Raw genomic sequence first — 24667 nt, forward strand, 5'->3', positions numbered from 1 at the left:
GCATCAGTGTTTATATTATCTGTGCCTCACTGGTGCTGTTGATTGCCTTTGCTCGCCTCTATCTTGGCATTCACTGGCTGAGTGATATCCTCGGTGGCATATTACTGGGACTGATCTGGGTCGGCCTGCTGGGCATCGGCTATCGGCGCCATATCGAATCACCCCCGTTACCCCTCAAAACCCTGAGTTATCCGATCCCGCTGATTTTAATCCTGCTGGTGGCCTATCCGACAAGCCAGCTGGACAAGGGGCTCCCGGAACCGGTCGAAACAACCCAGCATTACCGACTGAGCATGACCGGCTGGCAACAAACCGGCTGGCAAGCGCTGCAGCAGTATCGATCCGATCTGCTACAGCAGCAAAAGTACCCGCTTAACCTGCAATGGGCCGCAAACCGACAAGCGATCATCACCACCCTGAAAGACCTGGGCTGGCAACACCGCGGCGAGTCTCACTGGCGCGGCTGGTTGCGGCCTTCCACGCCGATCGAGGAGCTGCCTGTCATTCCGCATCTGCATGAAGGGCGCTATGAAACTCTGCTCTTTGTACGATTCAACGAGCAAATGCAGCGACTGTTGACCGTGCGACTGTGGCAATCGGATCTGTTCGTACAACATGATGCCCGGGAAGTCCCGTTGTGGGTCGGCGAGGTGGCCTATCTCGAAACAGTGCGTATCGGGCCGCTCAAATATCTGAAAACTGCTGATGATTTCAATCGGGCGCTGGACAGTTTCCTCGGTGATCTGGCTAACCAGATACTGACAACCCGGCACGAAGCCGGTTCGTTGCCGATTATCCTGCTAAGAGAAAAGCCGGGACAGCAGACGGACAGAGAATAACCCGGGCCTGGGTTTTCAATCTCCGGGCTGCTGTTTCAATACCGCGGCGACTTCTGCGAGCTTCTGGCTGGCATTATCAACACTGAGTAAACGCTGTTTGACTTCCATATCCAGCGGCAACAATTCTATCAGGCGCGAAGCCACCCAATCCTCGTCATCCAGATGTTTCTGCATTGTTGAATAAGGTGGTTCCAGCTGGCTCAGGATATTGTCCAGTATACGGGCCAGGTACTGCTGTGAATCGGGCAGTGAACCACCGATAATTTCCGGCAACAGTTCCACCTCGGCTTCGATGGACTGGTTCTTGTTTATCTGGCGTGACAGGATACTGAAACGCTGTTCACCTTCGAGTGTCACCCCCAGCATGCCATCGGGGCGGCGATTCCAGTAGCGGATCTTGCATAGTGTTCCGACATTATAGGTTTCAGCGGCCTTGCCGACTTCCTGGCCCTGCTGAATCAACACCACACCAATACCGCAATCGGTGCGCAGGCACTGGCTTACCATATCCAGATAACGCGGCTCGAAAATACGCAGCGGCAACACGCCGCCGGGGAACAGAACGGTGTTGAGGGGAAACAGGGGAAGGGTGACTTTCATCGACTTACTACCCGCTCATGCGACTCATTCGGGAACAGGCTCGCCCCAGGAGCGGGTCAGGGACTGTTCGATACCCAGATGTTCCAGAATCCGGGCAACAACGAAATCGACCAGATCCGAAACACTCTGCGGCTGGTAGTAAAAGCCGGGATTGGCCGGCATGATGGTGGCGCCGACACGGGACAAACGTAACATATTCTCCAGATGGATGACTGACAGAGGCATTTCCCGCACCACCATGATCAATTTGCGCTGCTCTTTGAGCATCACGTCCGCGGCCCGTTCAATCAGGTTATCGCTATTGCCATTGGCCACCGCCGCCAGTGTGCCGGTCGTGCAGGGGCAGATCACCATGTGACCGGCATTATGCGAGCCACTGGCGATAGGCGCGGTCCATTGCTCTTTACCAAATACGGTCAACAATCCCGGATCGGCCTGGTAGTACTCGGTAAACCAGGCCTGCATGTCCGCCGGGCGAGAGGGAATATCCAGTTCACTTTCCATTTGCAGCACCATCTGCGCCGCCTTGGAAACCAGCAGATACACGGGTTGTTGTTTCTCCAGCAGGCACTGCAGCAAACGCAGGGCGTAAGGCGCTCCCGAGGCGCCGGTCATGGCCAGTATGACAGGGCGTTTAACCGATTCGGACATAATTCTCAGCCTTGATATTTATTGGACACATTCGTCCTGCTGCAGGCGCTCCAGCAGTCGCTGATGCAGGTTCTCAAACCCGCCGTTACTCATAATCAACACATGCGTGTCGCCATCGATCTGTTGCAGGATATGCTCGAGAATCGCCCCGGTACTGTCGACCACGCTCACCGGCACCGTAGCCTGATCAAATATAGCAGCCATATCCCAGGATAAACCAGCGGGACGCAACACAATCACCCTGTCCGCCTGTGCCAGCGCCGCCGGCAGGGCCTCGCGCTGTACGCCCAGACGCATGGTATTGGAACGCGGCTCCAGCACGGCGATAATCGGCGCCTTGCCCACATGGCGGCGCAGCCCATTGAGCGTGGTGGCAATCGCGGTGGGATGATGGGCGAAATCGTCATAGACCGTCACGCCGTTGACCTTGCCGCGGATCTCCATACGCCGTTTGATATTGCGAAAATCACTCAGCGATTCAATCGCCAAACCGGCCGGTACACCGGCATGGCGTGCCGCCGCAATCGCCGCCAGGGCATTTTCCACATTGTGCTGGCCGAACAACGCCCATTCGACCCGCCCCTGTGTCCGGCCCTGAAACTGCACCTCGAATGCCGAACCATCTTCGTGAATCAGATTGGCTGACCAGCCATCGGCATGGTTTATGGACTCCACCGGTGTCCAGCAGCCCATTGCCATCACCTCCTCTAACGCCGGGCTTGCATGGTTGGCAATGATCAGACCATTGCCGGGCACAGTGCGCACCAGGTGATGAAACTGGGTCTGGATAGCAGCCAGATCAGGAAAAATATCCGCATGATCATATTCCAGGTTATTCATGATCAGAGTACGCGGCCGGTAATGGACAAACTTGGAACGCTTGTCGAAAAAAGCGGTGTCATATTCATCGGCTTCCACCACGAAAAAGGGGGCCTGCCCGATGCGGCTGCTGACGCCAAAGTTGGCCGGCACACCGCCGATCAAAAACCCGGGTTCAAGGTGATTCGCTTCCAGCATCCAGGCCAGCATACTGGCGGTGGTGCTTTTGCCATGGGTGCCGGCGACTCCCAGTACCCAGCGCGATGCAAGCACATGTTGCGACAGCCACTGCGGCCCTGACGTATAGGGAATTCCCTCATCCAGGATATACTCAACTGCCGGATTACCGCGTGACAACGCATTGCCGATAACAACACAATCCGGGCGCGGCTCAAGATGCGCTGGTGCATAGCCCTCCATCAGCGTAATCCCCTGCTCTTCGAGCTGAGTACTCATGGGGGGATAGACACTGGCATCGGAGCCGGTCACCGTGTAGCCCAGCTGACGGGCCAAAATAGCAATACCACCCATAAATGTGCCGCAAATACCGAGAATGTGAATGTGCATGCGTGACCCAGTGTGTTCCGGATTAAGTTCAGTTCGCCTCTGGCAGCAGTGTGTTGAATGCCGCCAACCCCAGAATCAGATAACCAATAGCAATGATAACACCGGTCAGCCGATGAACCGACAGGGCATGAGAGAGAATGTGTCCGACAATCACCAGACTCCAGATTTGCATCGCCATGATAATCAGCGATGCCATGGTAAAGTTTTGCGGATTGAGGCGGGTAATATAATCCAGGGGTAACATTAACAGCGAGAGAATCACCCCGGTTCCGGTCAGTGCCGTCAGCGTCTGGACGATTCGTGCACGGTACCCGAACATCGTCAGCAAGGCCGCCGTGATCGACAGCATAAGCAGGGTATGCAGCAGCAGAATGCCGGCCAGCTGGCCGACAGTTACTCCGGGTAGCAGCAGATTGACGCGCAGATTATCGATAGCATAGCCGAGGATCAGCAACAATAGCAGCAGTGGCGACGAATAGGGCACATCCTCCGGCCCCTTGCGCAGCAAACAGATTTCCCAGAAGCGCGTCACCAGGGGTCTGGTATAGGCCAATAACCGGTTACTCATTACAACCACCCGTATTGCGTCTGTTATCTGCGTGTAACGGCATTTGATTCAGTGGATAATATCGGGTGGAACTGGTAGTGTCCTCACCCATGTCAAATTACCAATATATCGAGACTATACCGCAACTTGAAGCGGCCTGCGAAACCCTTCGCCTCAGCCCGGTGCTGGCGCTGGACACCGAGTTCATGCGCGAAAAGACCTATTATGCCCGGCTTTGTCTTATCCAGATTGCCAGCGAGGATCAGGTCTATATTCTTGACCCGCTGCGCCTTGAACATCTGCAGCCCTTGTATGAGTTATTATACGATCCTGCCATTCTCAAGCTGCTGCATGCCGGGCGCCAGGATCTGGAACTGTTCTATGACCTGACCGGCAGGATCCCCGCGCCGGTGTTCGACACCCAGATTGCCGCCACCCTGCTGGGTTTTGCCGACCAGATCGGTTATGGCGCGCTGGTGGAAAAAGTTCTCGGCGTACAACTGGACAAGTCCCATGCCCGCACTGACTGGGCCCAGCGCCCGCTCTCAGACAAACAGCTGGCTTATGCCGCCGATGATGTCGTCTATCTGATGCAGCTCTATCCGGAAATTGACCGTCGCCTGCAAAAGCTCGGCCGCGAAGCATGGCTGACAGAGGATTTTGCCGCCCTCTCCGACCCGGGCTTGTATCAAAACGACCCGGCGCAGAGCTGGCAACGGGTCAGTGGCCATGGTCGACTGAAGCCACGACAACTGGCGGCCTTGCAGGGTCTGGCCACCTGGCGAGAACAACGCGCCCAGAAACTGAACAAGCCCCGTAAATGGATACTGAGTGACGATGTGCTGTTGAACCTGGCGCAACGACTGCCTGACAAACCGGACAAGCTGGCCGCCATCCGCGGCTTGCCCGAATCGGTGGTACGGGATTACGGCAACCAGCTACTTGAAGCAATCCGGCAGGCCCGTACCTTACCCGAGGCCGAACTCCCGCAAACCCGGGATCGATTTATTCCCGATCGCGATCAGGAGTTGCTCATCGACAGTCTCTTGCTCTATCTCAAGTATCTGGCATTCAACAGCCAGATCAGTCCGGCAACACTGGCCAATCGCAAGGAAATAGAACGCCTGCTCAGAGGTGAGCGTGACCTGGCACTACTCAAGGGCTGGCGCGAACATATTGCCGGCCAACCAATGCTTGATATGCTGGAAGGTAAAACGGTAATTCAAATCCACAATGGACAGCTGCAAATCCACAACGCAGACTAAACCCGCTGGCACGACACTGCCACCCGGATTACAGCCATAGCGACTGACTGTTTGCCTGATCATGCCCCTGCCCGTTAAACAAGCCAATCACTTCCACTGGCATACCGGCTGCCGATTTACCTTGCTGGTGGACGGGGAGCAATACTTCCCGGCGATGCTGGCGGCGATTGATCGCGCAAAACAGTTTATTTTGCTGGAACTTTACCTGGTGGAATCCGGGCATATGACTCGCCGTTTTATCAAGGCGCTGATCAGGGCCCGTCAGCGGGGCGTGTCCGTTTATATGCTGCTGGATGACTATGGCGCCCGATTCCTGGAACTGCTGGATCGCGAGATTCTGCTGGCCCAGGATATCAAGCTGGTCTTTTTCAATCCATTTGATTACCGACGCTTCTATCGCAGCCTGCGCCGCGACCATCGCAAACTGCTACTGGTCGACGGCCTCACGGCCTTCACCGGCGGCACCGGCCTGAGTGACGCGTTTGCCCCGCCGTTCGAACCGCAACGGGCCTGGCATGAAGTGATGGTGCAAATTGAAGGCCCGGTGGTAGCTGACTGGGAACAGGTATTTTCCCGCACCTGGAAAACCGTTACCGGCCAGTTACCGGAGTTACCCGCTTGTAGCAAGCAACAGTACAGCCCCGGGCAGTCGGGTCGCGTCGCCCTGTCCGCCGGATTGACCTTGCAGGAAATCAAACGGGCTTTTATCAAACAGGTCCGCACTGCCCGCCAGCGCGTCTGGTTGACCACCCCCTACTTCATTCCTTCGCGCAAGATTCGCCGTGCCCTGGTCCGTCGCGCCAGGGCCGGCGTCGATGTCCGGCTTCTATTACCCGGTCCCCTGAGTGACCATCCCTGGGTGTCGCATGCCGCGCGCGGGTTTTATCATCGGTTATTACGCCATGGCATCCGGATATTTGAATATCAGCCCCGTTTTACCCACGCCAAGATCGGCCTGTGCGATAACTGGTGCACAATAGGTTCCAGCAACCTGGATCGCTGGAACCAGCACTGGAACCTGGACGCAAACCAGGAAATCGACGCCGGGGATTTCGCCTCACAGGTGGCAGAATTATTTGAAACCGACTTCGCACAAAGTCTGGAAATTGATCTTGATGACTGGCAGACCCGTTCAGGACGACAACGGCTTCAGGAATGGCTGGCAGCCCGTCTGGTTATGCTGATCGAGTTTGTCGCACGCCGTTACCGAAAATAGTCCGAAGCCCAACATAAAAAAAGGGGCCGAAGCCCCCTTTTTCACCTAGCGCCGCCTTCTGGCGCTTTTCTTCCCGGCCTTCTTTTTGGCCTTTTTCTTGGCGACTTTTTTCTTCGCTTTCTTCTTGGCCTTTTTCTTGGCGACCTTCTTCTTGGCTTTCTTTTTGGCCTTCTTCTTCGCTACCTTTTTCCTGGCGGCTTTCTTCTTCGCCTTTTTCTTGGTCACTTTTTTCTTGGCCGCTTTCTTCTTGGCCTTTTTCTTGGCGACTTTCTTCTTCGCTTTCTTCTTGGCGACTTTTTTCTTGGCGGCTTTCTTTTTGGCTACCTTCTTCTTGGCGGCTTTTTTCTTCGCCACCTTCTTCTTGGCAGCCTTTTTCGCGACTTTCTTCTTGGCTACCTTCTTCTTGGCGGCTTTTTTCTTCGCCACCTTCTTCTTGGCAGCCTTTTTCGCGACTTTCTTCTTGGCTACCTTCTTCTTGGCGGCTTTCTTTTTGCTGCTGCTCTTCTTGGCTGCCACCTTTTTCTTGGCGGCTTTTTTCTTCGTCGTCGTCTTCTTGCTGCCGGTTTTCTTCTTCGCCGCGGTCTTCTTCTTGGCAGTCTTCTTCTTGCTTGCCGCCTTTTTCGTCGCCGGTCTGGCTGCGGCACTTTCCGTGCCCGGCAGGCTGGCCAGGATGCGTTCTATCGCGGCGAATATATCGCTGATTTCACCCACACCCTGGACCGTACGCAGTTTGCCCTGACGACGGTAGTAATCGATCAGCGGGGCGGTCTGCTCCTGGTAAACATCCAGGCGCTTGCGAATGGTCTCTTCGTTATCATCTTCGCGCCGGGTCAGCTTGCCACCACACTTGTCGCAAACCCCTTCGATGCGCGGCGGGGAGAAATAGATATTGTACATCTGACCGCAGGAGCTGCAGGTACGGCGCCCGGTCAGGCGCTTGACCAGCACATTCATGTCCACGTCGATCAGCAGACTGACCTGCAGCGGCTTGCCCATGTCCCCGAGCAACTGGTCGAGGGACTCCGCCTGGGCCGTATTGCGTGGAAATCCGTCCAGGATGAAGCCCTTATCGGTATCCGGTCGCGACAGGCGCTCGCGAATCATGCCCAGTACGATGTCATCGGAGACCAGCTGTCCCGCATCCATCGCGGCCTTGGCCTGCATACCCAGCGGGGTTCCCTTGGAGACCGCTTCGCGCAGCAGATCCCCGGTTGAAATCTGCGGTATGCCGTATTTTTCTACCAGCAGTTTAGCCTGGGTGCCTTTACCACCACCCGGCGCACCAATTAGTACGATTCTCATTGTTTTCTATACTCCGTTGGCTGTATTTGTCTTGAGTCAGGCTTGCACTGAAAATTCTTGTCGTTAACAGACTGCCGTCTGTGTGCACATGTTGATTAAAACTAATCCCTGATATGGGCCAAGTCAATGTGAATCCGCCGCAATTTTGACCACTTTGACTAACTCAACAACGGCGCGATCACCAGGCTGACAATCGCCAGTACGTTGATCAGGATGTTCATCGAAGGCCCGGAGGTATCCTTGAACGGATCGCCCACTGTATCCCCCACGATGGCGGACTTGTGAGAGTCGGATCCCTTGCCGCCCAGTTCGCCGCCTTCGATATACTTCTTGGCGTTATCCCAGGCACCGCCGGCATTGGACATCATCAGCGCCAGCAGCACGCCGGTGACCAGCGCACCGCCCAGCATCCCGCCCAGTGCCTCGGGGCCGATCAAAAAACCGACCAGGGGCGGGGCGGCCACCGCCATAGCGCCGGGCAACAGCATCTTGCGCAAAGCGGCGTCGGTGGCAATCGTGATACAGCGGTCCGTATCCGGTTTCGCGGTGCCTTCCATCAAGCCCGGGATATCCCGGAACTGACGCCGAATCTCCTGAATCATCGAATAGGCCGCATCGCCTACCGCGGTCAGGGTCATGGACGTGACCAGAAACGGGAAAACCCCGCCGATGAACATCCCCACCAGGACCTCCGGCTGGGCCAGCTGCAGATTGAAATCGGGCAGGTTATGGGAAACCGTCTGGATATAGGCGGTGATCAGGGTCAGTGCCGCCAACGCCGCGGCGCCAATGGCAAACCCCTTGCCGATCGCCGCCGTGGTGTTGCCCACCCGATCCAGCGCATCGGTGATCTCGCGAGTCTCCTCGCCCAGTTCCGCCATTTCGGCGATGCCGCCGGCGTTATCGGCGACCGGCCCGTAAGCATCGATGGCCATGGTCATACCGACCGTGGCCAGCATGCCGACTGCGGCAATCCCCACACCGTACAAGCCGACCCAGTGGCTGGCCAGGTAGATAATCAGCGCGATACTCAGCACCGGAAACAGGACCGAGCGAAACCCGGTCGCCAGACCGGTGATGATGACGGTGGCCGCGCCGGTCCGGGATGCCTCGGCCAGATGCCGCACCGGCCGGCCGGCGGTGTAATATTCGGTGGACAGGCCGATCACCATGCCGCCCGCGGCGCCCAGCAAGACACAGAACCAGACGTCGATATGCACCCCCAGCGCGTTGATGACAAACCAGGCGCCGAGCATGAACAACATGGCGGTACCCAGCAGGGAATAGCGAATCGCCTGCTGGGCGCCGCGGTTCTGGTACAGCCGCATCACCGCAATCCCGACCAGCACGCACAACAGCCCCATGCTGGACAGCGCCAGCGGCAGAAACATCAGCGTCGCCTGGGAACCCAGTCGGGCCAGCGCCGCCTCGGACATGACCGCCGCCAGCGCCAGGGTGGCGATCATCGCGCCGCAATAGGATTCGAAAATGTCCGAGCCCATGCCGGCCACATCGCCGACGTTGTCGCCCACGTTATCGGCGATCACGCCGGGATTGCGCGGATCATCCTCGGGAATGCCGGCCTCGAACTTGCCCACCAGATCCGCGCCCACATCGGCCGATTTGGTGAAAATGCCGCCGCCGACACGGGAGAACAGCGCCACCGACGATGCCCCCATACCGAAGCCGTGAATCACATGCGAACCGGCGGGATCCCCGCCGTAAGCCACAAACAGCCCGCCCAGACCGATCAGTCCCAGCGCCGCGACCGTCAGTCCCATCACCGCGCCACCGGAGAAAGCGACACTCAGGGCCCGGCCGGCGCCGACCGTATTGGCGGCGTGGGTGGTACGCACATTGGCGTAGGTGGCCGCCTGCATACCGATATAGCCGGCGCCGGCCGAACAGAGCGCGCCAACCACAAAGGAGATCGTGGTGCCCGGCCCGAGGTAGATATACAGGAGTATCGCCACCACCACGGAAAACAGGGTCAACTGCAGATACTCACGGCGCAAAAAGACCATGGCGCCGCGATGAATTTCGCCGGCCAGCTCCAGCAAGCGGCGATCGCCGGCCGGGTAACGGCTGATACGATAAAAAACCAGTAGTGCGGCCGCCAGCCCGATAATGCCGATGACCGGGGGTACCCAGATAACTGACAACATACCTGCCTCCTATTCTGTTTAAGGTTATTATCCATTATTACAGGTACGGTAATATGACAATCCCACATTACCCAAAGGCCGCTTTCCTGACAATGTCCGGCGTTTCTGTTTGGCGCCGGTGCTGGTAGAATAGCCGCCTTTTGCGGCCACGGCCGATTCGCCGGTCAATCACACACTCCGGCGACCAAATCCGACACATTCGAGGCTTGAGTAATGAATCTGGACAGAGTGAATTCCGGCAAGGATATCCCCAATGACGTCAACGTCATCATCGAGATCCCGGCCCACAGCGATCCGGTCAAATACGAAGTGGATAAGGACACCGGCGCCATGTTCGTGGACCGTTTCATGAACACCGCCATGCATTATCCCTGCAACTACGGTTATGTGCCCCATACCCTGTCCGAGGACGGCGATCCGGTCGATGTTCTGGTAGTGACCCCCATGCCCCTCATCAGCGGCTCGGTGGTGCGCTGTCGTCCCATCGGTATTTTGAAAATGACCGATGAAGCCGGTCCCGATGCCAAACTGCTGGCCGTGCCGATTACCAAACTATGCCAGCTTTACGTCAAGGCCGAGTCCCCCGAGGACATGCCGCAGCAGCTACTGGATCAGATGGCCCACTTTTTCGAACATTACAAGGATCTCGAGGAAGGCAAGTGGGTCAAGATCGACGGCTGGGGTGACAAACAGGCCGCCCATCAGGAAATTCTGGACTCCATCGAGCGTTATAACAACGCCCCGGAAAAACCCTGCTTCTGATACATCAACGTTACTCCATTAACGTTAGCAAAGCGCTGCTGCCATGAAAGTCTGTATTGTCTCCGACAGCCACGATAACCGCTTCCTGCTCAAGGCCGCGGTGGAAGATGGCAAACAGCGGGGCGCCGAGGCCGTGCTGCATTGCGGTGATGTGGTCGCCCCCACCACCCTGCGCATACTCAATCCCCTGGGACTGCCGGTGCATGTCATCCATGGCAACAACACCGGCGACATGTACAGCATGGCCCGGCTCTCTTACGATCCCGACAGCGTGATCCACTATCACGGCCAGGACGCCGGCCTCGAACTGGCCGGGCGAAAAATCTTTATTGTTCACTATCCGCACTACGCCCGGGCCATGGCCACCACCGGCGAATGGGACCTGGTCTGCTGCGGCCACGACCATCGCGCCCTGATCGAACCGATCGTCAACATCCGCCAGGGTCATACCTGGTACGTCAACCCCGGCACCGTCGGCGGCATTGGTGCCGAACCCACCTACGCCATGGGCGATCTCGACACCCTGGAATTCGAAATCCTGCCCGTCCCGGTGGACGAAAGCCTCAAAGTCAACAAAATCTCCGTCACCCCGCACGACTAGTCCCTATCAGAGAGGGTTCCTGCTCTTAGCCTCTGATTAAGACGCAAAGGACGCAAAGGCGCAGAGTTCGCAAAGAACTTTTGATGTTATTTCGTACTGATTACCTGTGCACGTACAGAGTGATTTATGCCGTTCAACCAGGGCGAATAGCCTTTAAAATCGGCAGGACCATAAACGAGGAATATTTTTCGAACAAATGGCTGAAAAAAATATTCCTCCGCGTTCTTTGCGTCTCTGCGTCCTTTGCGTTATCGCCAGGGGAAATAGAGAAGAGGCCTTCAATACCCGGCGGTGTTATTTTCGACCCAGCGTTCGCCTTCGGGGGTCTGTTCTTTTTTCCAGAACGGCGCTTTGGATTTGAGTTCTTCCATCAGATAGCGACTGGCTTCGAAGGCGTCCTTGCGATGCGCGGACCAGACGGCGACCAGGACGATCGCGTCGTCGGTCTCGACCCGGCCGACCCGGTGCAGGATCAGGCTATCGAGCAGGTTCCAGTTTGTGGCGGCATGCTGGCTGATGTCTTGCAGATACTTTTCCGTCATCCCCGGATAGTGTTCCAGCTCCATGGCGGTGACGCTCTCACCCTCATTCAGTTCGCGCATGCTGCCGACAAAGACCGCAGTGGCGCCGTACCGGCCGGCGGCCTGCATGGCCTGCTGGTATTGCAACAGCTCGGCATAGGGTTCGAAGGCCTGTTCGCGGATTTCGCTGTGCATCTCAGCCCCCGGTGACCGGCGGGAAAAAAGCCACCTCGTCACCATCGTGCACCGGCGTCCCGGAATCCACATATTCCATATTCCGTGCCATTAACACGTTGGCCGGCAATTCGGCGTTGTCGGTGGCCTGCGCCCAGACCTCGGCCACGCTCAGCGGCTCGCTGGCGTCCAGACGAGCCTCACTGCGACCGATCTGTTCACGCAAACTGGCGAAAAATTTCACGTCAATCGTCATGGTTCCTGTACCGAATAGAGGGCAGGATTGCCCAAACGGGGCAGGCAGCCTATCATGGATGCTGGCACAGCCCCAACGGGATAGTCTCTACTATTTATGAGCAAACTGACCCATTTCAATCAGGACGGCGATGCCCATATGGTCGATGTGGGGGACAAATCCGTCACCCGCCGGGTTGCCGTCACGGGCGGCGAGATCCGCATGCAACCGGCAACCCTGCAACTGATTATCGACGGTGGCCACAAAAAAGGCGATGTGCTGGGCATCGCCCGCATTGCCGGCATCATGGCCGCCAAGCGCACCGCCGATCTGATCCCCCTCTGTCATCCGCTGATGCTGACGCATGTGGAGGTGGAACTGACCCCGGATCCGGAACACCAGTGCGTACACTGTCGCAGCACGGTGGAAACCCGCGGCCAGACCGGGGTGGAAATGGAAGCGCTAACCGCAACCCAGGTGGCGCTGCTAACCATTTACGATATGTGCAAGGCGGTGGATCGGGGCATGAGCATGCACAATATCGGCCTGCTGGAAAAACAGGGAGGCAAATCCGGTCACTGGCAACGCCAGCCGGCCTGAAGCAATGTCTGTCTCCTCACCGGTTGCTCCACCCGACTCGATTGAGCAACTGCTCGAACGTACCCGAACCATCGCCGGACTTTGTTTTGCCGACCTGGCGGAAGCCCTGGGTGAACCGGTGCCTGATGACCCGCGTCGTGCCAAGGGCTGGCTCGGCCAGCTACTGGAGCAGGCCCTGGGCGCCGATGCCACCTCGTTACCCGAACCGGATTTTCGAGCGCTGGGTGTGGAACTCAAAAGCCTGCCACTGAATGCCGACGGACAGCCACGCGAATCCACCTATGTCTGTACCGTGCCGATGCATGACACGCACCAGCTCAGCTGGGAACGATCCTGGTTGCGGCTCAAATTGCAGCGGGTATTGTGGGTGCCCGTCGAAGCCGATCCCGATATCCCCTTTGACCGGCGGCGCATTGGCACGGCCCTGCTCTGGTCTCCCACGGCCGAAGAGGAAACGCTCCTGCGCGAGGACTGGGAAGAGCTGATGGAACTGATTTGCCTGGGCCGCTGGGAAGAGCTTTCTGCCCGTCACGGCCAATACCTGCAAATCCGTCCCAAGGCCGCCCACTCCCGCGTGCTCACCGCCGCGCATGATAGCGACGGCAACCAGTGTCAGACCCTGCCGCGGGGTTTTTATCTGCGCACCCGTTTTACCCGGCGCATCCTGGATCACCATTATGCCCGAACCTGAGTCCCCGCTCAGGAATCGCGCCGCGTTGCCGATAACCGTTCAGATCGCAAAGATCTCCCCAACTCATACAACACTGGCCCAGGCTCTCTATGACCGGACTGAAACACTGGATTCATCTTATCGAGCAGCAGGAGCTGCCGATTTTTCGTTACACCATCAATGCCATCAATGACGTCGTCAGTGACGAAGACAGTTCCACCGCACGCCTGGCCCAGGTCATTTTGCAGGATGCCTCGCTCACTGCCCGCATCCTGAGAATCGCCAACAGCACGACCTATAATCCGACCGGGTCGCCCATCAACACGGTCAGCCGCGCGATCGTGTTTATCGGTTTTAACATGGTCCGGGATCTGAGCCTGACCCTGGCGGTGATCGAAGCTCTGCTCAATCGCCAGGGACAAACCCATGTCTTTCAACTCATGGCGCGTGCTTTTCATGCCGCGGTGCAGGCCCGCGCCATCGCGGTTCAACGCGGCGATGATGCACCGGAAGAAGTGTTTATTGCGGCCCTCCTCTATCCTCTGGGTGAAATGGCCTTCTGGTGTGTTACCGGCAAGGAAGGCGAAGAGATTCTCGGGCTGATAGAAAACGAGGGGCTGTCACCCAAAGTCGCTCAAAAACAGGTGCTGGGCTTTACCTTTGAGCAGCTTACCGTGGCACTCACCCAGGACTGGCACCTGAGCGATCTTTTGCACAGCGCGATCAACAACCCCACCCTGAAAAACCCACGGGTCCGGGACATCAATGACAGCCACCGGCTTTCGGCCGAAACCGAGAAAGGCTGGGACAGCCCTGCTGTACAGAATAGCATTGAACAAATTGCACAACGTCTGGATATGGAACCCCGACCGGCACGTGAGTGGTTAAAGGAAAATACGCTGGATGCGGTGGAAATGGCCCGACTGTTCGGCGCCGGTTCGATTACCGAATACCTGCCAATCCCGAATCCCCGGCCTTCCAGCGAGGAAGAGACACCGACGGACAAATACCCCGCCGCCGATCCGGTCCTACAACTGAGTATTTTGCGTGATCTATCCCGGATGCTGGAGAAACAACCCAATATCAATCTGATTCTGGAAACGATTCTCGAAGGCATTTACCGCGGCTGCGGTATGGATCGCACCCTGTTTGCCCTTCTCACTCCGGATAAAACCCAATTACGGGCCAAGCATGCGCTGGGGGAACACAATCAGCAGTTTACCGACAAATTTGTGTTCAACCTGAATGAGACGCCTTTTTTCAACTGGTTGTTTCGACAAAACGATGCGGTCTGGATCAAAGAGGGCAAGACAAGCGCCGCCGGATCGCCATTAACCCCCGATTTTCTGGCCGTGGTTGACACCCCGGCTTTTCTGGCCTGTCCGCTATCCATCCGGGGCAAGCCGATCGGGATACTCTATGCCGATCGCGCTCCCAGCAGCCGCGAGCTGAACGCCGACAGCTTTGAAAGCTTTCGTCACTTTTACCTGCAGGCCAAAATGGCGATCGATTACATCTCCATGTCCTGATGAGCTGCCTTTTGAAACATACTGTCGCTGTCTACAGGTCGATGTGCACGGGCAAATCCACGCATGACCGCGACCCCTTCGAATCGTGGCTAACCACCTGACACATCGCAGGTCCCCCCCCGCAAACGTCGTCCCGCAGCGGGTCAACACCGGTCGCTGTAAAATCTTTCGGCTAACCTTTATAATCGTTCCCTGATACAACTGATACACACAACGAATGCGCGGGAGTTCGCAATGAGTGAGTTTGATATTGATGAAGCCATGTTCGGTAACCGGGCGATGGCGTCGAATCCTGAAATGACACTGGAAGATCAACTCAAGCTGCATCAACAGCATGTTGCCGAATTGCCAGACAATGCGTCTGAACTGGATCGCGCCCGCGCCCGGCTGGATGTCGCTGAACTGCTGCTGGCCCTGGAGCGCAAGGAAGAATCCTGGGCAGAAGGCCGCGAAATTATCCAGACATTTTTGAACAATGAAGCCTGGCAGGAAGCGGTGGAAACCTACAATGTCCTGTTTCAGTGTGAACAGCCGGCCTCGCTTTCGGCGCTGGGCCAGGGTGTCTGGCTGGCGGTGACCTTTCCCATCATGCCGCAAACGACCATTGCCATGCTGAATCACATTATCGATGAAACCCCGGAGGATTCCGACGGTGCCGCCGTGGCGGCGATCACTTCCCATTACATCGCCGATCTGCGAGCCCCGGAAGACAAACATGAAAGCCTGACGTTCCTGACCTCCAAGGTTCTGGCCGACGTTGCCCGGCGACACAGTAATGTCGAATCCCAGGAGCAGATGGATATGTGGCTCAAGAAACTGGAACTGGAGGATCCCAAGGCCTTTTTGCCCCGCCTGTCCACCGTGATCGATGTGCTGGTCCAGGATGACTGGTGGTTTGATCGCGAAGCCGTACGCGAGAAGCTGCCGGTTAACTGAGCATGGAGAGAATGCGCAGGACGCCCTCTACACGGCTATAATACTCTCGCAGAGACGCAGAACGCGCTGAGACAGAATACACCAAACAGCACTGAACAACCAGGAAATCAGTTGGGCTCCACGGCCCGGGCCGCGGTCTGATTCGAGGCGCTTTGCGCGCGCAAGCGGTCGTGGCGATTCACAATAATCTGATTACGTCCCAGTCGTTTGGCTTCATACATCGCGTCATCCGCCCGCTTGAGCAGTGACTCGACATCATCGTCCTCTTTTAGCAAGGCCACGCCGGCCGAGAAAGTCGGTACGGAAATATCGACTTGCCCATTATGACAGATCGTTCCGTTGGCTTTTTCCTGTACCTTGTACAGGGCGGACAGAACCCCTTCGAGATCCGTATTCGGGAGAATAACGGCAAATTCCTCGCCACCATAACGGGCAACCATGTCATGATGCCGGAAGGTAGTCAAAATCCGGTCCGCATAGCAGGTCAGGACCGCATCACCGACCGCGTGACCGTATTCATCATTAACGATCTTGAAAGAGTCAAGATCCAGCAGCGCAAGTGCCAGATGAAATCCGTAACGTTGTGAGCGACCAAGCTCATCCTCGAGGCGCCGCATCAGGGCACGCCGATTGGGCAGATCGGTCAGTTCATCGGTCATGCTCAACAGGCGCACCCGGGCAAGTTCCTCGCTCAACTGCTGACTGTCGGTTTCGATCATCTTCAGATAGTGCTTGGCTTCGGCCAGTTTGCCCAGCAAGCCCTGATAGGCCCCGCCAAGTTTCTCTACGTCTTCCATCAGGCTCTGGCGCAACAGGTTAATATCATCAATTTCGTCGGCCTCTGCCAGACCCAGCTTGACGTTCTCCAGCATGTCACCGAACTGCTTGTTCTCGTCGATCGTCTCCTGAATATGCTGCATCAGCTTGGCCTGGACTTTTTCCGCCTGACGGTGCTGACTGTTAAGGTATTGACGATACTTGGAAGCCAGTTTCTGTTCAGTCGACGGATCGTTATGCGGCAACAATTCTTCAATCAGATTCTGAATCAACTGGCGTTGTGATTCATGTTGTGGTGGCGGGGATTCTCTATCCTGTTCTTCTTCTGCTGCTGGCGGTTCAGCGGCAGTTTTGCCAAGCGCGCTGTCACTACCAAAATCGTCACTATAATAAGAGAGTACCGGCTCCAGGGCACGACGCAATACGGCCTCGTCGATCAGCTCCATGCGGGAAATATGCAGGGCATACAGATCCATGTGCCGTTGCAACTCTTTCAGCTCATGACTACTGTGCGGTAACTGGAGCTGCTTTTGCAGCAGCTTGACATGCAGATGCATTGAACTGCCGGGGCTGAGATGCTTGGAGTAAACATCCAGTAGCGAACGTAACCAGAAGCGCAGAATTTGATCGCGGTTATTCTGTTCCTGCTCATGCTCTGTCAACATGCGTTCCACATGCTGATAGAGCACCATACCGGCCGTCGACGATTTGAGATCGTCAAGCAGATTTAAAATGCGGCCGGCAAGACCGGAAGAGACAGAGGTATTTCCCCCATCACGGTTTGCTCCGGTCAGCGCATCCGCCCCTTTGTTATCAGGTGCTGACATCACCGTTCCTAATCTGTCGGGTCTTTATTATTGTGATTGCCCAAACAATCTCTTCGGCCTGGCATACTGCTATTTGCCGTCACAACATAGCTGTACCGAATCACGGGGGGAGAAGAAACAGTCAGTTGGCCAAACCATTTTGTAAAAATTATCTGATTCGCCTGTCTGGCGCAAGCAGTTCTTTTCCCACACATTTCACCTGAAAACCAGGGGTGATGAGTTCAGTGTTACAAGCACTTGGAGCAACTTCGTAACCAGTTTGTTTAATTATGTCTTCTAACAAACTGAGTTCTTCGATATCTCGCTTTTAAAAACCGCTATACTTGGCCAGAGACTTAGGGGTTTTCCCTAACCCTGTCCCCCTGTCCGGAGGTGTTTCATGCCACGATTTTTTTTGATGTTTCCCCTGCTTGGAGTGCTCGGCGCCTGTCAGGCCCCGCCCTTCTCGCCCGATTCGCCGCTGACGGCGGTACCGGTACAATCCACCCTGATCCTGCATGAACCGCTGAACCTGCCGTCCGAAACCGTCAGTCTCTGGTTTCAAAATGGCCGCCAACAACCGGAGTCGAATCTGGATCGCTATTACCCGCATTGCAAATTCGAGACGCTGCGCATGCAGGACAATCCCAAAACCGTTCAACCCGACACGTTTGTGATCCATAAAGTCGTCCGCTGGGATGACTACGCCATGCAGTCCGTCCAGCTGGCCGCCAGCCGGTTCATCTCGGGCCTCGTGGTGGGCGACAGCGATGGCGGTCCCTCTCATGTCAACACCACAACTGAAATGTTCCTGCGCTCCGGGCGTCAGCCCGATGTCTATCGACTGATTTGCAGTCAGTGGGAGGATGCGGCCGAAGCCAATCATGTCACCATCAACCAGATCCGTCGCGTGCTGGGTGACACATTCACGCTAAAATTACCGGAGGAACGGTCGCTAAACCCGGACGGCTCCTGATAAACCGGGAACGTTAAGAACATGACCAGTATCAAAGTCATCCCCGACGATCGCGGCACCCAGAGCCTGCGCGCCGACAATTTGCGCCCGCAGGCCACGGGGCCGGTGTCGGCCATCACCGGCACGCGCGCCTTGCAGACGGGGGAAACACACCCGCCGCCGACACCCCGGTTGCGCATCGCCCATCCCCGCATTCGCCGTCGCCTGCTGGCCGAACGCCGAACCCGGCCCGATCGACGGCGGCATCAGGAACGTCGTCGCACTAACCGGCCGGTCATGCTCGATACCCGCAGCCAGCACGAACGCCGACGTCGCGCCGGACGCCGGCGCAGCGACCGGAGCTCCCCGCCCGTCCGCCACGGTATCGATACGGAAGTCTGAACAGGCCGGGAGACTAATCGACGAACGGCCCCCACTGATGAATCGGTTCCGCATGCGGCTGCCCCATCACCAGCATAAAGCGACTCGCCTGCTGACCTTTTACCGCCAGCTCGGACAACGTCTCGAAGAACAGCGCCTGCCCCGCCTCCAGCGATTGACCATTGACCTCAATCGCCCCTTCCAGGATATATAACAGTCCCCGAAATCCCTCGGGAACCGGCTCAACATACTGTCCACCGGCGGGGAGCTGGACATCGTAATAACGCATGTCGGTTTTGATCTGCAGCGGCGAGGGCTCACCCACAATCACCCGGACCCGGGCATCGTCCACCTGCTGCACGGGGATCGCCTCGCTATCGACCTGTTGATAGCCGGGATCGATCTGTTTGAGTCGTTGCGGCAGATTGATCCACAGCTGAATACCCCGGCTTTTGCCCTGGCTGGCGGGCATTTCCGAATGTTCAATGCCACGCCCGGCAGTAAAGCGCTGGGCGCCACCGGCTGTGACGGTTGATTGATTACCCAGGTTATCCTTGTGTTCCATGCTGCCACTGAACAGATAGGTAATCGCCTCAAAGCCCCGATGCGGATGGGTCGGAAAACCATTGCCCGGCTCAATGGTGAAGTGATCCCACAGGACAAACGGGTCGTAGTTCATCATGCGTCGCGGGATCGGAAACAGCCGCTGCACCTCGGCGCCATCGCCTTCCTGCATCAACAACGCATCGCTGACAAATATTGGCTGACTGCTCATCGCTTTTCTCCCCGGTTATGCTTCTGCAGTAAATCCTGCTGTGGCCCTCTGGGAACGATCCGGGTCGGATTCAGTTCCACATGACTGTAATAATAGTGTTGCTTGATGTGCTCAAAATTGGTTGTATCGGCAATGCCCGGCATCTGGTACAGCTCGAGCAGATAGTTAAACAGATTCGGATAATCGGCAATGCGTTGCCGGTTACATTTGAAATGCCCGACATACACGGCATCAAACCGCAGCAAGGGTCGGAAACAGCCGCCAGTCGGCTTCGGTCATCTGCTTGCCAAGCAGGTAACGGTTTTTCGACAGGCGCTGCTCCAGCTCGTCCAGCGCGGCGAACAGGCTGTCGAAATTTTTCTCGTATGCCGCTTGCGTGCTGGCAAAACCGGTGCGATAGACTCCGTTATTGACCGGCTCATAAATCCGTTCGTTGAGTTCATCGATTTCACTACGCAGTGCTTGTGGATACAGATCGACGTCTTTGTCGGCCCACTCATCAAATGCGCTGTTGAACATGCGAATGATCTCCGCCGACTCGTTATTGACGATGGTTTCCCGCTGTCTGTCCCACAGCACCGGCACGGTCACGATGCCGCTGTAATGGGGGTCGGCCCGGGTGTACAGCTGATGCATGTACTCATAACCATACAGCATGTCACCGGTGGCACCGGGATAATCCCGAAAGTCCCAACCTCCGGGTCCCATATGCGGATGCACCACCGAGACGCTGATGAGATCTTCGAGTTTTTTCAGCTTGCGAAAGAGCAGGGTCCGGTGCGCCCAGGGACAGGCATAGGAAACATACAAGTGATAACGCCCCGGTTCGGCCTTGAAGCCCCCATCGCTGCCGGGACCGGGGGAACCGTCGGGTGTCACCCAGTGGCGAAACTGCGAATCCTGGCGCACGAATTCGCCGTTTTCGGTTTCGGCATCGAGCCAGTCCTCGTGTAACTGGCCGTTTATCATCAAACTCATGGTAGACCTCTCATTCGTTTTCTCTTTGCCTGTCGCGGCAACGCGGGAGCGGCTCTGGCGTGGGGCATACGCCTAGCGTCGCTCCAGACTCAGTGATCCCGGCCCGTGTGCCGCCAGTACCAGCAGACCGCCGGCCATGGCCAGATTCTTCATAAACAGGATCGATTGCATCTGATCGGCCAGATTGCTGTGGAATATCACCGCCGACAAGACCGAAAATGCGGCCAGTGCCCAGGCGGCCCAGCGAGTCTTCCAGCCGACGATCAGCGCCAGCGCCCCGCCGATTTCCAGCAGAATGACCACGGGCAACAACATCCCCGGCACGCCCATCGATTCCATCCAGCCCTGGGTCCCGGCATAACCGGTGATCTTGCTGATCCCGGCCAGTAAAAAGATATGCGCCAGCAGTACCCGCCCGGCCAGTGTCAGATATTGGTTCATGTTGTTCTCCTTACACGTTGAGTTATCCAGTGCGAGAAACATAGCCCCGAATTAACCGATAAAAAAGTTCAAATATTGGCTTAAATTTATCGATTTAACTGATATATTTATTGCCATGCGCGTCCCTCATGTCAGCCTGGATCAGTGGCGGGTCCTGCAGGCCATTGTCGACCACGGCGGTTACGCCCAGGCCGCCGCGGCCCTGCACCGCAGTCAGTCTTCGATCAGTTATGCGATCAAACAGTTACAAATGCAGCTGGGGGTCTCCTTGCTGAAAGTGCGCGGGCGCAAGGCCTGTCTGACCGGGGCCGGCGAGGCGCTGCTGGGCCGCGCCCGGCAGCTGCTGGAGGAAGCCGCGGCCCTGGAAGAACTGGCTCATCACCTGGAACAGGGCTGGGAGGCGGCGATCCGGCTGGTGGTGGACGCCGCCTTCCCCCCGGATCTGCTACTCAATGCCCTGCACGCCTTTGCCCCGCAGGATTGCGGCACCCGGGTGCTGCTGGAGGAAGTGGTGCTGTCCGGCGCGCTCGACGCGTTGGAGCAGGAACACGCGGATCTGATCATCGGGGCCGAGCTGCCGTCGGCCAGCCTGGCCGATCCGCTGCTGGAAATTGAATTTGTGGCCGTCGCCCATCCCGGGCACCCCCTGCACGGGCTCGGGCGCCAGCTGAAAATGGCCGATCTGGAAAAAGAGATGCAGGTGGTAGTGAAGGACTCCGGCCAGCAGGCGCCCCGCGACTTCGGCTGGCTGGGGGCGGAACACCGCTGGACCGTCAGCAGTATCGATACGGCCGTCACCACTATCAGCCACGGACTGGGTTACGGCTGGCTACCGCGACATCAGATTCAGGCCGAACTGGAAAATGGCCAGTTACTGCCTCTGCCGCTGGCCACCGGCCAGATCTACCGCACCCACCTGTATCTGGCCTTCGGCCAGGAACACCCCGGGCCGGCGGCGCAGTTGTTGAGCGAGCTGATCCGGACCCAGGCCGAGAGCTGGCGCCGGGATCAGTCGCCTTTTTGATAGGTCCCGACCAGTTCGGCACGGACGAGAATATGCTCCTCCATCGCCGCCAGCAGCTGATCCCTGGTCGGATTGTGCAGATCGGGCAGCTCCGTATCCAGGGCGTACAGCTTGTGAACATAGCGGTGGCGCCCGATGGGCGGACACGGGCCGCCGTAACCGGGCCGTTTCCAGTCATTGAGCCCTTCCAGGGTGCCTTCAGGCAGGCCCGTCTCGCGGGTATTTTCCGGCAAGCCGCTACTTTCCGGCGGCAGGTTATACAACACCCAGTGGACATAGACCATTTTCGGCGCCTGCGGATCCGGCGCGTCAGGGTCATCGACGATCAAGGCCAGACTGCGGGTGCCCGGCGGCATGCCGGACCAGGTCAGGGGCGGTGAGATATCCTCACCCTCGCAGGTGTACTTGCGCGCAATAGTCTGTTGATCGGAAAACGCCGCTGAACTCAGTTGCAGACTCATGGTGACACCCCCTTGCGATCTATCTCCCAAGTATAGAAGTGATGCCGCCAGAGGGCATCGATCATTTCGGCGTCCGCCGGGGTGCTATCCGGGACGGGGAAGCGTCTAGCCCGCTCGTTTCTGGTCCATGAATGCCGCAAGCTCGGCGATGGTCTGGTATTCGAACAGGTCCACCACGTCGATCAACCCGGGATGTTTGTCGTCAATACGCTGATGAATCTCGGCCAGGGCCAGCGAGCTGATGCCGACATCGAAGAAGTTATCGTGCAGGTGCAACGGCTTGTCCGTCAGCACCTCGTCGCAAATCGTTTTTATTTCACGCTCAGTGGGATTCAGATCGTCATCCTCACCGGCGTGCAGGGCATTATCCTGCTGCTGCAACGCCTGCAGCACGCCGTCGTATTCTCCCTTGAGGTAGTCGTCACCCAGCAACCGGCGTTGCAGTTTGCCGCTGGTGGTTTTGGGAATACGTTTAACCGGGATGACATGCGCGATATCCAGCCCGGTCTGCTCGTTGATAATATGGGTCACTTCCCTTGCCAGGGGCAGGAACCCGGCGAGGTCGCCGCGATACAGAATAAAGATTAACAGCTCATCTTCCTGCTCATCCGGCTGGCGCACGCCATAGGCGACGACCTTGCCCAGTTCCAGTTCCTCGCACTGCAGGGCGATATTCTCGAGATCGTGGGGATAATAATTCAGACCATTGGCAAAGATGATCTCCTTGGTCCGCCCGGTGATCACCAGCTCGTTATTCTCGGTAAGGAATCCCTGATCGCCTGTATTCAGCCAGCCATCGCCGGTCAGAGCCGCATGATTGGCCGCCTCGTTGCGATAGTAACCGGCGGTCACACTGGGCCCTTTGATCTGGACATCCCCAATATGATTTTCGGGTAACGTGCCGTTGCGCTCGTCGGTAATCTTGATCTGCATATCCCACACCGGGGGGCCTTCGATGGCAAAGCTGACCGCATCGGGATGGGTCGTATCGACAAAGGTAACCTGATCATCGAGCCGCAGCTTGTGCCGATCCAGATGCACGGCGCGGTACATTTCCCCCTGCGGTGGGAACGCCACCGCCAGGGTCGCCTCGGCCAGGCCGTAGACGGTAAACATGGTCTCGCGTTTCAGGCCGTACGCCTGCATCGCCTCCAGGAACTGTTCAATCAGGGTCACGGAGATCGGTTCGGCGCCGTTATACAGCACCCGCACGTGAGATAAATCCACATTCTCCAGCTGTTTGTCGCCCAGTGACTTGAGAAAATGCTTGTAGCCAAAATTGGGCGAGCAGAGCACGGTGGCCTTTTTCTCGCTGGCCTTTTGCCACCAGATCAACGGCCGACGGCTGAACAGATCGGTGGGAATCAGGCACTGGCTCATGTTGCAGGCCACCATGTTCAGGTGAAAACCGATCAGCCCCATATCGTGGGTCAGGGGCATCCAGCTCAGGCTGATATCGGTATCGGTATAACCGGCACCTTCGGCGATCGCATTGAGATTGGTGAGAATATTGCGATGGGTAAGCACCACGCCCTTGGGGTCACTGGTGGAACCGGACGAGAACTGGATAAACGCCACATCATCCGGTTGCGGCGTATGGGGTTGCCCCGCCTCATGAGACTGTTCGAGTTGTTCCTGCAACAGGGTCCGCTGTTCAACAAACGCGTAGTCGGAAGTCATCTCGTGCGCCTCGGCAAACGTTTTCAGACGCTCGAGATTGTCCGCATCGGTAAACAGCCAGGGCTGTTCCAGTTTGTTGAATATCTTGTACAGCTTGGAGCGGTGCTCGTCACTGATCCCGACCGCCACCGGCACCGGCACAATGCCGCCGAGCACGGCGCCCCAGAAGGCGTCGATGAAATCGGGGTTGCTGCGGGTCAGGATGATCAGTTCATCACCGGCTTTTAAGCCCGCCGTCTGCAGTCGACCCAGCATTCGCAGAGCCTGTTCGTGCAATTGGCGATAGCTAATGACCTGTTCGCTGTCCCGGCCCTCGATATAGGTGACAGTGCGCTGATCGGAAGCATTGCCGATCAAGGCTTCGTTAAGCGTTTGATAATTCAGCATGGA

The 24667-nt window shown here is 57.2% G+C and carries 24 protein-coding genes and 2 pseudogenes; 12 read left to right on the top strand and 14 right to left on the bottom strand.

The features are described from left to right. Nucleotides 1-839: LssY C-terminal domain-containing protein (locus U5K34_RS14510; protein ID WP_322569120.1), on the top strand; the 839-nt coding region annotated here is incomplete at its 5' end. A gap of 15 nt (nucleotides 840-854) precedes the next feature. Here U5K34_RS14510 and U5K34_RS14515 read toward each other — a convergent pair. Genes U5K34_RS14515 through U5K34_RS14530 form a run of 4 tightly spaced genes read right to left on the bottom strand, consistent with a single transcriptional unit; the run spans nucleotide 855 to nucleotide 4044 of the window. Next, complete coding sequence (locus U5K34_RS14515) at nucleotides 855-1439, bottom strand: LON peptidase substrate-binding domain-containing protein (RefSeq protein ID WP_322569121.1); 585 nt, start codon at nucleotides 1437-1439, stop codon at nucleotides 855-857. A 24-nt stretch (nucleotides 1440-1463) separates the two neighbouring features. Beyond that, nucleotides 1464-2090 carry a flavin prenyltransferase UbiX gene (locus U5K34_RS14520; RefSeq protein WP_322569122.1) on the bottom strand — a complete coding sequence of 209 codons (627 nt, stop codon included), beginning with the start codon at nucleotides 2088-2090 and terminating at the stop codon, nucleotides 1464-1466. A gap of 18 nt (nucleotides 2091-2108) precedes the next feature. Next, nucleotides 2109-3476, bottom strand: coding sequence for a UDP-N-acetylmuramate:L-alanyl-gamma-D-glutamyl-meso-diaminopimelate ligase (mpl, locus tag U5K34_RS14525; RefSeq protein WP_322569123.1), 1368 nt, complete (start codon nucleotides 3474-3476; stop codon nucleotides 2109-2111). Between the two features lie 28 nt (nucleotides 3477-3504). Then, nucleotides 3505-4044 (bottom strand): hypothetical protein, encoded by a 540-nt coding sequence (locus U5K34_RS14530; protein WP_322569124.1) that lies wholly within the window; start codon nucleotides 4042-4044, stop codon nucleotides 3505-3507. An 89-nt stretch (nucleotides 4045-4133) separates the two neighbouring features. On the opposite strand from U5K34_RS14530, the gene rnd reads away from it, so the two are divergent. Continuing rightward, nucleotides 4134-5288: a ribonuclease D gene (gene rnd, locus U5K34_RS14535; protein ID WP_322569125.1), complete on the top strand. Its 1155-nt coding sequence runs from the start codon at nucleotides 4134-4136 to the stop codon at nucleotides 5286-5288. 61 nt (nucleotides 5289-5349) lie between these two features. After that, complete coding sequence (locus tag U5K34_RS14540; protein WP_322569126.1) at nucleotides 5350-6504, top strand: phospholipase D-like domain-containing protein; 1155 nt, start codon at nucleotides 5350-5352, stop codon at nucleotides 6502-6504. A 672-nt stretch (nucleotides 6505-7176) separates the two neighbouring features. Here U5K34_RS14540 and U5K34_RS14545 read toward each other — a convergent pair. Beyond that, nucleotides 7177-7806 (bottom strand): annotated as a pseudogene (locus U5K34_RS14545) (adenylate kinase); the annotation flags it as partial. Between the two features lie 158 nt (nucleotides 7807-7964). After that, the gene (locus tag U5K34_RS14550) at nucleotides 7965-9971 is read right to left on the bottom strand and encodes a sodium-translocating pyrophosphatase (protein ID WP_322569127.1); all 2007 of its coding nucleotides are present in this window, start codon (nucleotides 9969-9971) and stop codon (nucleotides 7965-7967) included. Nucleotides 9972-10184: 213 nt separating this feature from the next. Here U5K34_RS14550 and ppa point away from each other — a divergent pair, with 213 nt between their 5' ends. Together ppa and U5K34_RS14560 are read left to right on the top strand one after the other, a co-directional pair. Then, nucleotides 10185-10733, top strand: coding sequence for an inorganic diphosphatase (ppa, locus tag U5K34_RS14555; protein ID WP_322569128.1), 549 nt, complete (start codon nucleotides 10185-10187; stop codon nucleotides 10731-10733). A gap of 43 nt (nucleotides 10734-10776) precedes the next feature. Next, nucleotides 10777-11334: a metallophosphoesterase family protein gene (locus tag U5K34_RS14560; RefSeq protein ID WP_322569129.1), complete on the top strand. Its 558-nt coding sequence runs from the start codon at nucleotides 10777-10779 to the stop codon at nucleotides 11332-11334. Nucleotides 11335-11612: 278 nt separating this feature from the next. Here U5K34_RS14560 and U5K34_RS14565 read toward each other — a convergent pair whose 3' ends face one another. Together U5K34_RS14565 and U5K34_RS14570 are read right to left on the bottom strand one after the other, a co-directional pair. Next, nucleotides 11613-12050, bottom strand: coding sequence for a molybdenum cofactor biosynthesis protein MoaE (locus U5K34_RS14565; RefSeq protein WP_322569130.1), 438 nt, complete (start codon nucleotides 12048-12050; stop codon nucleotides 11613-11615). Nucleotide 12051: 1 nt separating this feature from the next. Continuing rightward, nucleotides 12052-12285, bottom strand: coding sequence for a MoaD/ThiS family protein (locus U5K34_RS14570; protein WP_322569131.1), 234 nt, complete (start codon nucleotides 12283-12285; stop codon nucleotides 12052-12054). Nucleotides 12286-12381: 96 nt separating this feature from the next. Between U5K34_RS14570 and moaC the strand changes: the two genes are divergently transcribed. From moaC to U5K34_RS14590, 4 genes are all read left to right on the top strand, one after another. Then, nucleotides 12382-12864: a cyclic pyranopterin monophosphate synthase MoaC gene (moaC, locus tag U5K34_RS14575; protein WP_322569132.1), complete on the top strand. Its 483-nt coding sequence runs from the start codon at nucleotides 12382-12384 to the stop codon at nucleotides 12862-12864. A gap of 4 nt (nucleotides 12865-12868) precedes the next feature. Then, entirely contained in the window at nucleotides 12869-13555 is a 687-nt protein-coding gene (gene mutH / locus U5K34_RS14580; RefSeq protein WP_322569133.1) for a DNA mismatch repair endonuclease MutH, read from the top strand. 89 nt (nucleotides 13556-13644) lie between these two features. Beyond that, a complete protein-coding gene (locus tag U5K34_RS14585; protein WP_322569134.1) occupies nucleotides 13645-15063 on the top strand; it encodes an HDOD domain-containing protein in 1419 nt (472 codons plus the stop codon). Nucleotides 15064-15297: 234 nt separating this feature from the next. Continuing rightward, nucleotides 15298-15999, top strand: coding sequence for a hypothetical protein (locus U5K34_RS14590; protein ID WP_322569135.1), 702 nt, complete (start codon nucleotides 15298-15300; stop codon nucleotides 15997-15999). Between the two features lie 107 nt (nucleotides 16000-16106). Here U5K34_RS14590 and U5K34_RS14595 read toward each other — a convergent pair whose 3' ends face one another. Further along, on the bottom strand, nucleotides 16107-17603 hold the full coding sequence (locus U5K34_RS14595) for a GGDEF domain-containing protein (RefSeq protein ID WP_322569136.1): 1497 nt from the start codon (nucleotides 17601-17603) through the stop codon (nucleotides 16107-16109). 379 nt (nucleotides 17604-17982) lie between these two features. On the opposite strand from U5K34_RS14595, the gene U5K34_RS14600 reads away from it, so the two are divergent. Then, the gene (locus U5K34_RS14600; protein WP_322569137.1) at nucleotides 17983-18558 is read left to right on the top strand and encodes a hypothetical protein; all 576 of its coding nucleotides are present in this window, start codon (nucleotides 17983-17985) and stop codon (nucleotides 18556-18558) included. A 21-nt stretch (nucleotides 18559-18579) separates the two neighbouring features. Next, entirely contained in the window at nucleotides 18580-18939 is a 360-nt protein-coding gene (locus tag U5K34_RS14605; protein ID WP_322569138.1) for a hypothetical protein, read from the top strand. 13 nt (nucleotides 18940-18952) lie between these two features. Here U5K34_RS14605 and U5K34_RS14610 read toward each other — a convergent pair whose 3' ends face one another. From U5K34_RS14610 to U5K34_RS14625, 3 genes and pseudogenes are all read right to left on the bottom strand, one after another. Further along, nucleotides 18953-19693 (bottom strand): pirin family protein, encoded by a 741-nt coding sequence (locus tag U5K34_RS14610; RefSeq protein WP_322569139.1) that lies wholly within the window; start codon nucleotides 19691-19693, stop codon nucleotides 18953-18955. Beyond that, a pseudogene (locus U5K34_RS14620) lies at nucleotides 19690-20671 on the bottom strand (glutathione S-transferase family protein). The gene U5K34_RS14610 and the pseudogene U5K34_RS14620 overlap by 4 nt, the downstream one beginning before the upstream one ends. 72 nt (nucleotides 20672-20743) lie before the next feature. After that, entirely contained in the window at nucleotides 20744-21112 is a 369-nt protein-coding gene (locus U5K34_RS14625) for a DoxX family protein (protein ID WP_322569142.1), read from the bottom strand. A 115-nt stretch (nucleotides 21113-21227) separates the two neighbouring features. Here U5K34_RS14625 and U5K34_RS14630 point away from each other — a divergent pair, with 115 nt between their 5' ends. Next, nucleotides 21228-22136, top strand: a complete 909-nt coding sequence (locus tag U5K34_RS14630) for a LysR family transcriptional regulator (protein WP_322569143.1) — start codon at nucleotides 21228-21230, stop codon at nucleotides 22134-22136. Here the strand turns inward: U5K34_RS14630 and U5K34_RS14635 are convergent. Together U5K34_RS14635 and U5K34_RS14640 are read right to left on the bottom strand one after the other, a co-directional pair. Then, entirely contained in the window at nucleotides 22121-22597 is a 477-nt protein-coding gene (locus tag U5K34_RS14635) for a YbhB/YbcL family Raf kinase inhibitor-like protein (RefSeq protein ID WP_322569144.1), read from the bottom strand. The genes U5K34_RS14630 and U5K34_RS14635 overlap by 16 nt on opposite strands. A 105-nt stretch (nucleotides 22598-22702) precedes the next feature. Further along, entirely contained in the window at nucleotides 22703-24664 is a 1962-nt protein-coding gene (locus U5K34_RS14640; protein ID WP_322569145.1) for a non-ribosomal peptide synthetase, read from the bottom strand. Nucleotides 24665-24667: the final 3 nt, after the last annotated feature.

The sequence above is a fragment of the Thiohalophilus sp. genome (assembly GCF_034521165.1).
Taxonomy (GTDB): Bacteria; Pseudomonadota; Gammaproteobacteria; order UBA6429; family Thiohalophilaceae; genus Thiohalophilus.

Coding starts and splice junctions, on each gene's coding strand:
- U5K34_RS14515 (WP_322569121.1), bottom strand. CDS start 1,439: ATGAAAGTCACCCTTCCCCTGTTTCCCCTCAACACCGTTCTGTTCCCC.
- U5K34_RS14520 (WP_322569122.1), bottom strand. CDS start 2,090: ATGTCCGAATCGGTTAAACGCCCTGTCATACTGGCCATGACCGGCGCC.
- mpl (WP_322569123.1), bottom strand. CDS start 3,476: ATGCACATTCACATTCTCGGTATTTGCGGCACATTTATGGGTGGTATT.
- U5K34_RS14530 (WP_322569124.1), bottom strand. CDS start 4,044: ATGAGTAACCGGTTATTGGCCTATACCAGACCCCTGGTGACGCGCTTC.
- rnd (WP_322569125.1), top strand. CDS start 4,134: ATGTCAAATTACCAATATATCGAGACTATACCGCAACTTGAAGCGGCC.
- U5K34_RS14540 (WP_322569126.1), top strand. CDS start 5,350: ATGCCCCTGCCCGTTAAACAAGCCAATCACTTCCACTGGCATACCGGC.
- U5K34_RS14550 (WP_322569127.1), bottom strand. CDS start 9,971: ATGTTGTCAGTTATCTGGGTACCCCCGGTCATCGGCATTATCGGGCTG.
- ppa (WP_322569128.1), top strand. CDS start 10,185: ATGAATCTGGACAGAGTGAATTCCGGCAAGGATATCCCCAATGACGTC.
- U5K34_RS14560 (WP_322569129.1), top strand. CDS start 10,777: ATGAAAGTCTGTATTGTCTCCGACAGCCACGATAACCGCTTCCTGCTC.
- U5K34_RS14565 (WP_322569130.1), bottom strand. CDS start 12,050: ATGCACAGCGAAATCCGCGAACAGGCCTTCGAACCCTATGCCGAGCTG.
- U5K34_RS14570 (WP_322569131.1), bottom strand. CDS start 12,285: ATGACGATTGACGTGAAATTTTTCGCCAGTTTGCGTGAACAGATCGGT.
- moaC (WP_322569132.1), top strand. CDS start 12,382: ATGAGCAAACTGACCCATTTCAATCAGGACGGCGATGCCCATATGGTC.
- mutH (WP_322569133.1), top strand. CDS start 12,869: ATGTCTGTCTCCTCACCGGTTGCTCCACCCGACTCGATTGAGCAACTG.
- U5K34_RS14585 (WP_322569134.1), top strand. CDS start 13,645: ATGACCGGACTGAAACACTGGATTCATCTTATCGAGCAGCAGGAGCTG.
- U5K34_RS14590 (WP_322569135.1), top strand. CDS start 15,298: ATGAGTGAGTTTGATATTGATGAAGCCATGTTCGGTAACCGGGCGATG.
- U5K34_RS14595 (WP_322569136.1), bottom strand. CDS start 17,603: ATGTCAGCACCTGATAACAAAGGGGCGGATGCGCTGACCGGAGCAAAC.
- U5K34_RS14600 (WP_322569137.1), top strand. CDS start 17,983: ATGCCACGATTTTTTTTGATGTTTCCCCTGCTTGGAGTGCTCGGCGCC.
- U5K34_RS14605 (WP_322569138.1), top strand. CDS start 18,580: ATGACCAGTATCAAAGTCATCCCCGACGATCGCGGCACCCAGAGCCTG.
- U5K34_RS14610 (WP_322569139.1), bottom strand. CDS start 19,693: ATGAGCAGTCAGCCAATATTTGTCAGCGATGCGTTGTTGATGCAGGAA.
- U5K34_RS14625 (WP_322569142.1), bottom strand. CDS start 21,112: ATGAACCAATATCTGACACTGGCCGGGCGGGTACTGCTGGCGCATATC.
- U5K34_RS14630 (WP_322569143.1), top strand. CDS start 21,228: ATGCGCGTCCCTCATGTCAGCCTGGATCAGTGGCGGGTCCTGCAGGCC.
- U5K34_RS14635 (WP_322569144.1), bottom strand. CDS start 22,597: ATGAGTCTGCAACTGAGTTCAGCGGCGTTTTCCGATCAACAGACTATT.
- U5K34_RS14640 (WP_322569145.1), bottom strand. CDS start 24,664: ATGCTGAATTATCAAACGCTTAACGAAGCCTTGATCGGCAATGCTTCC.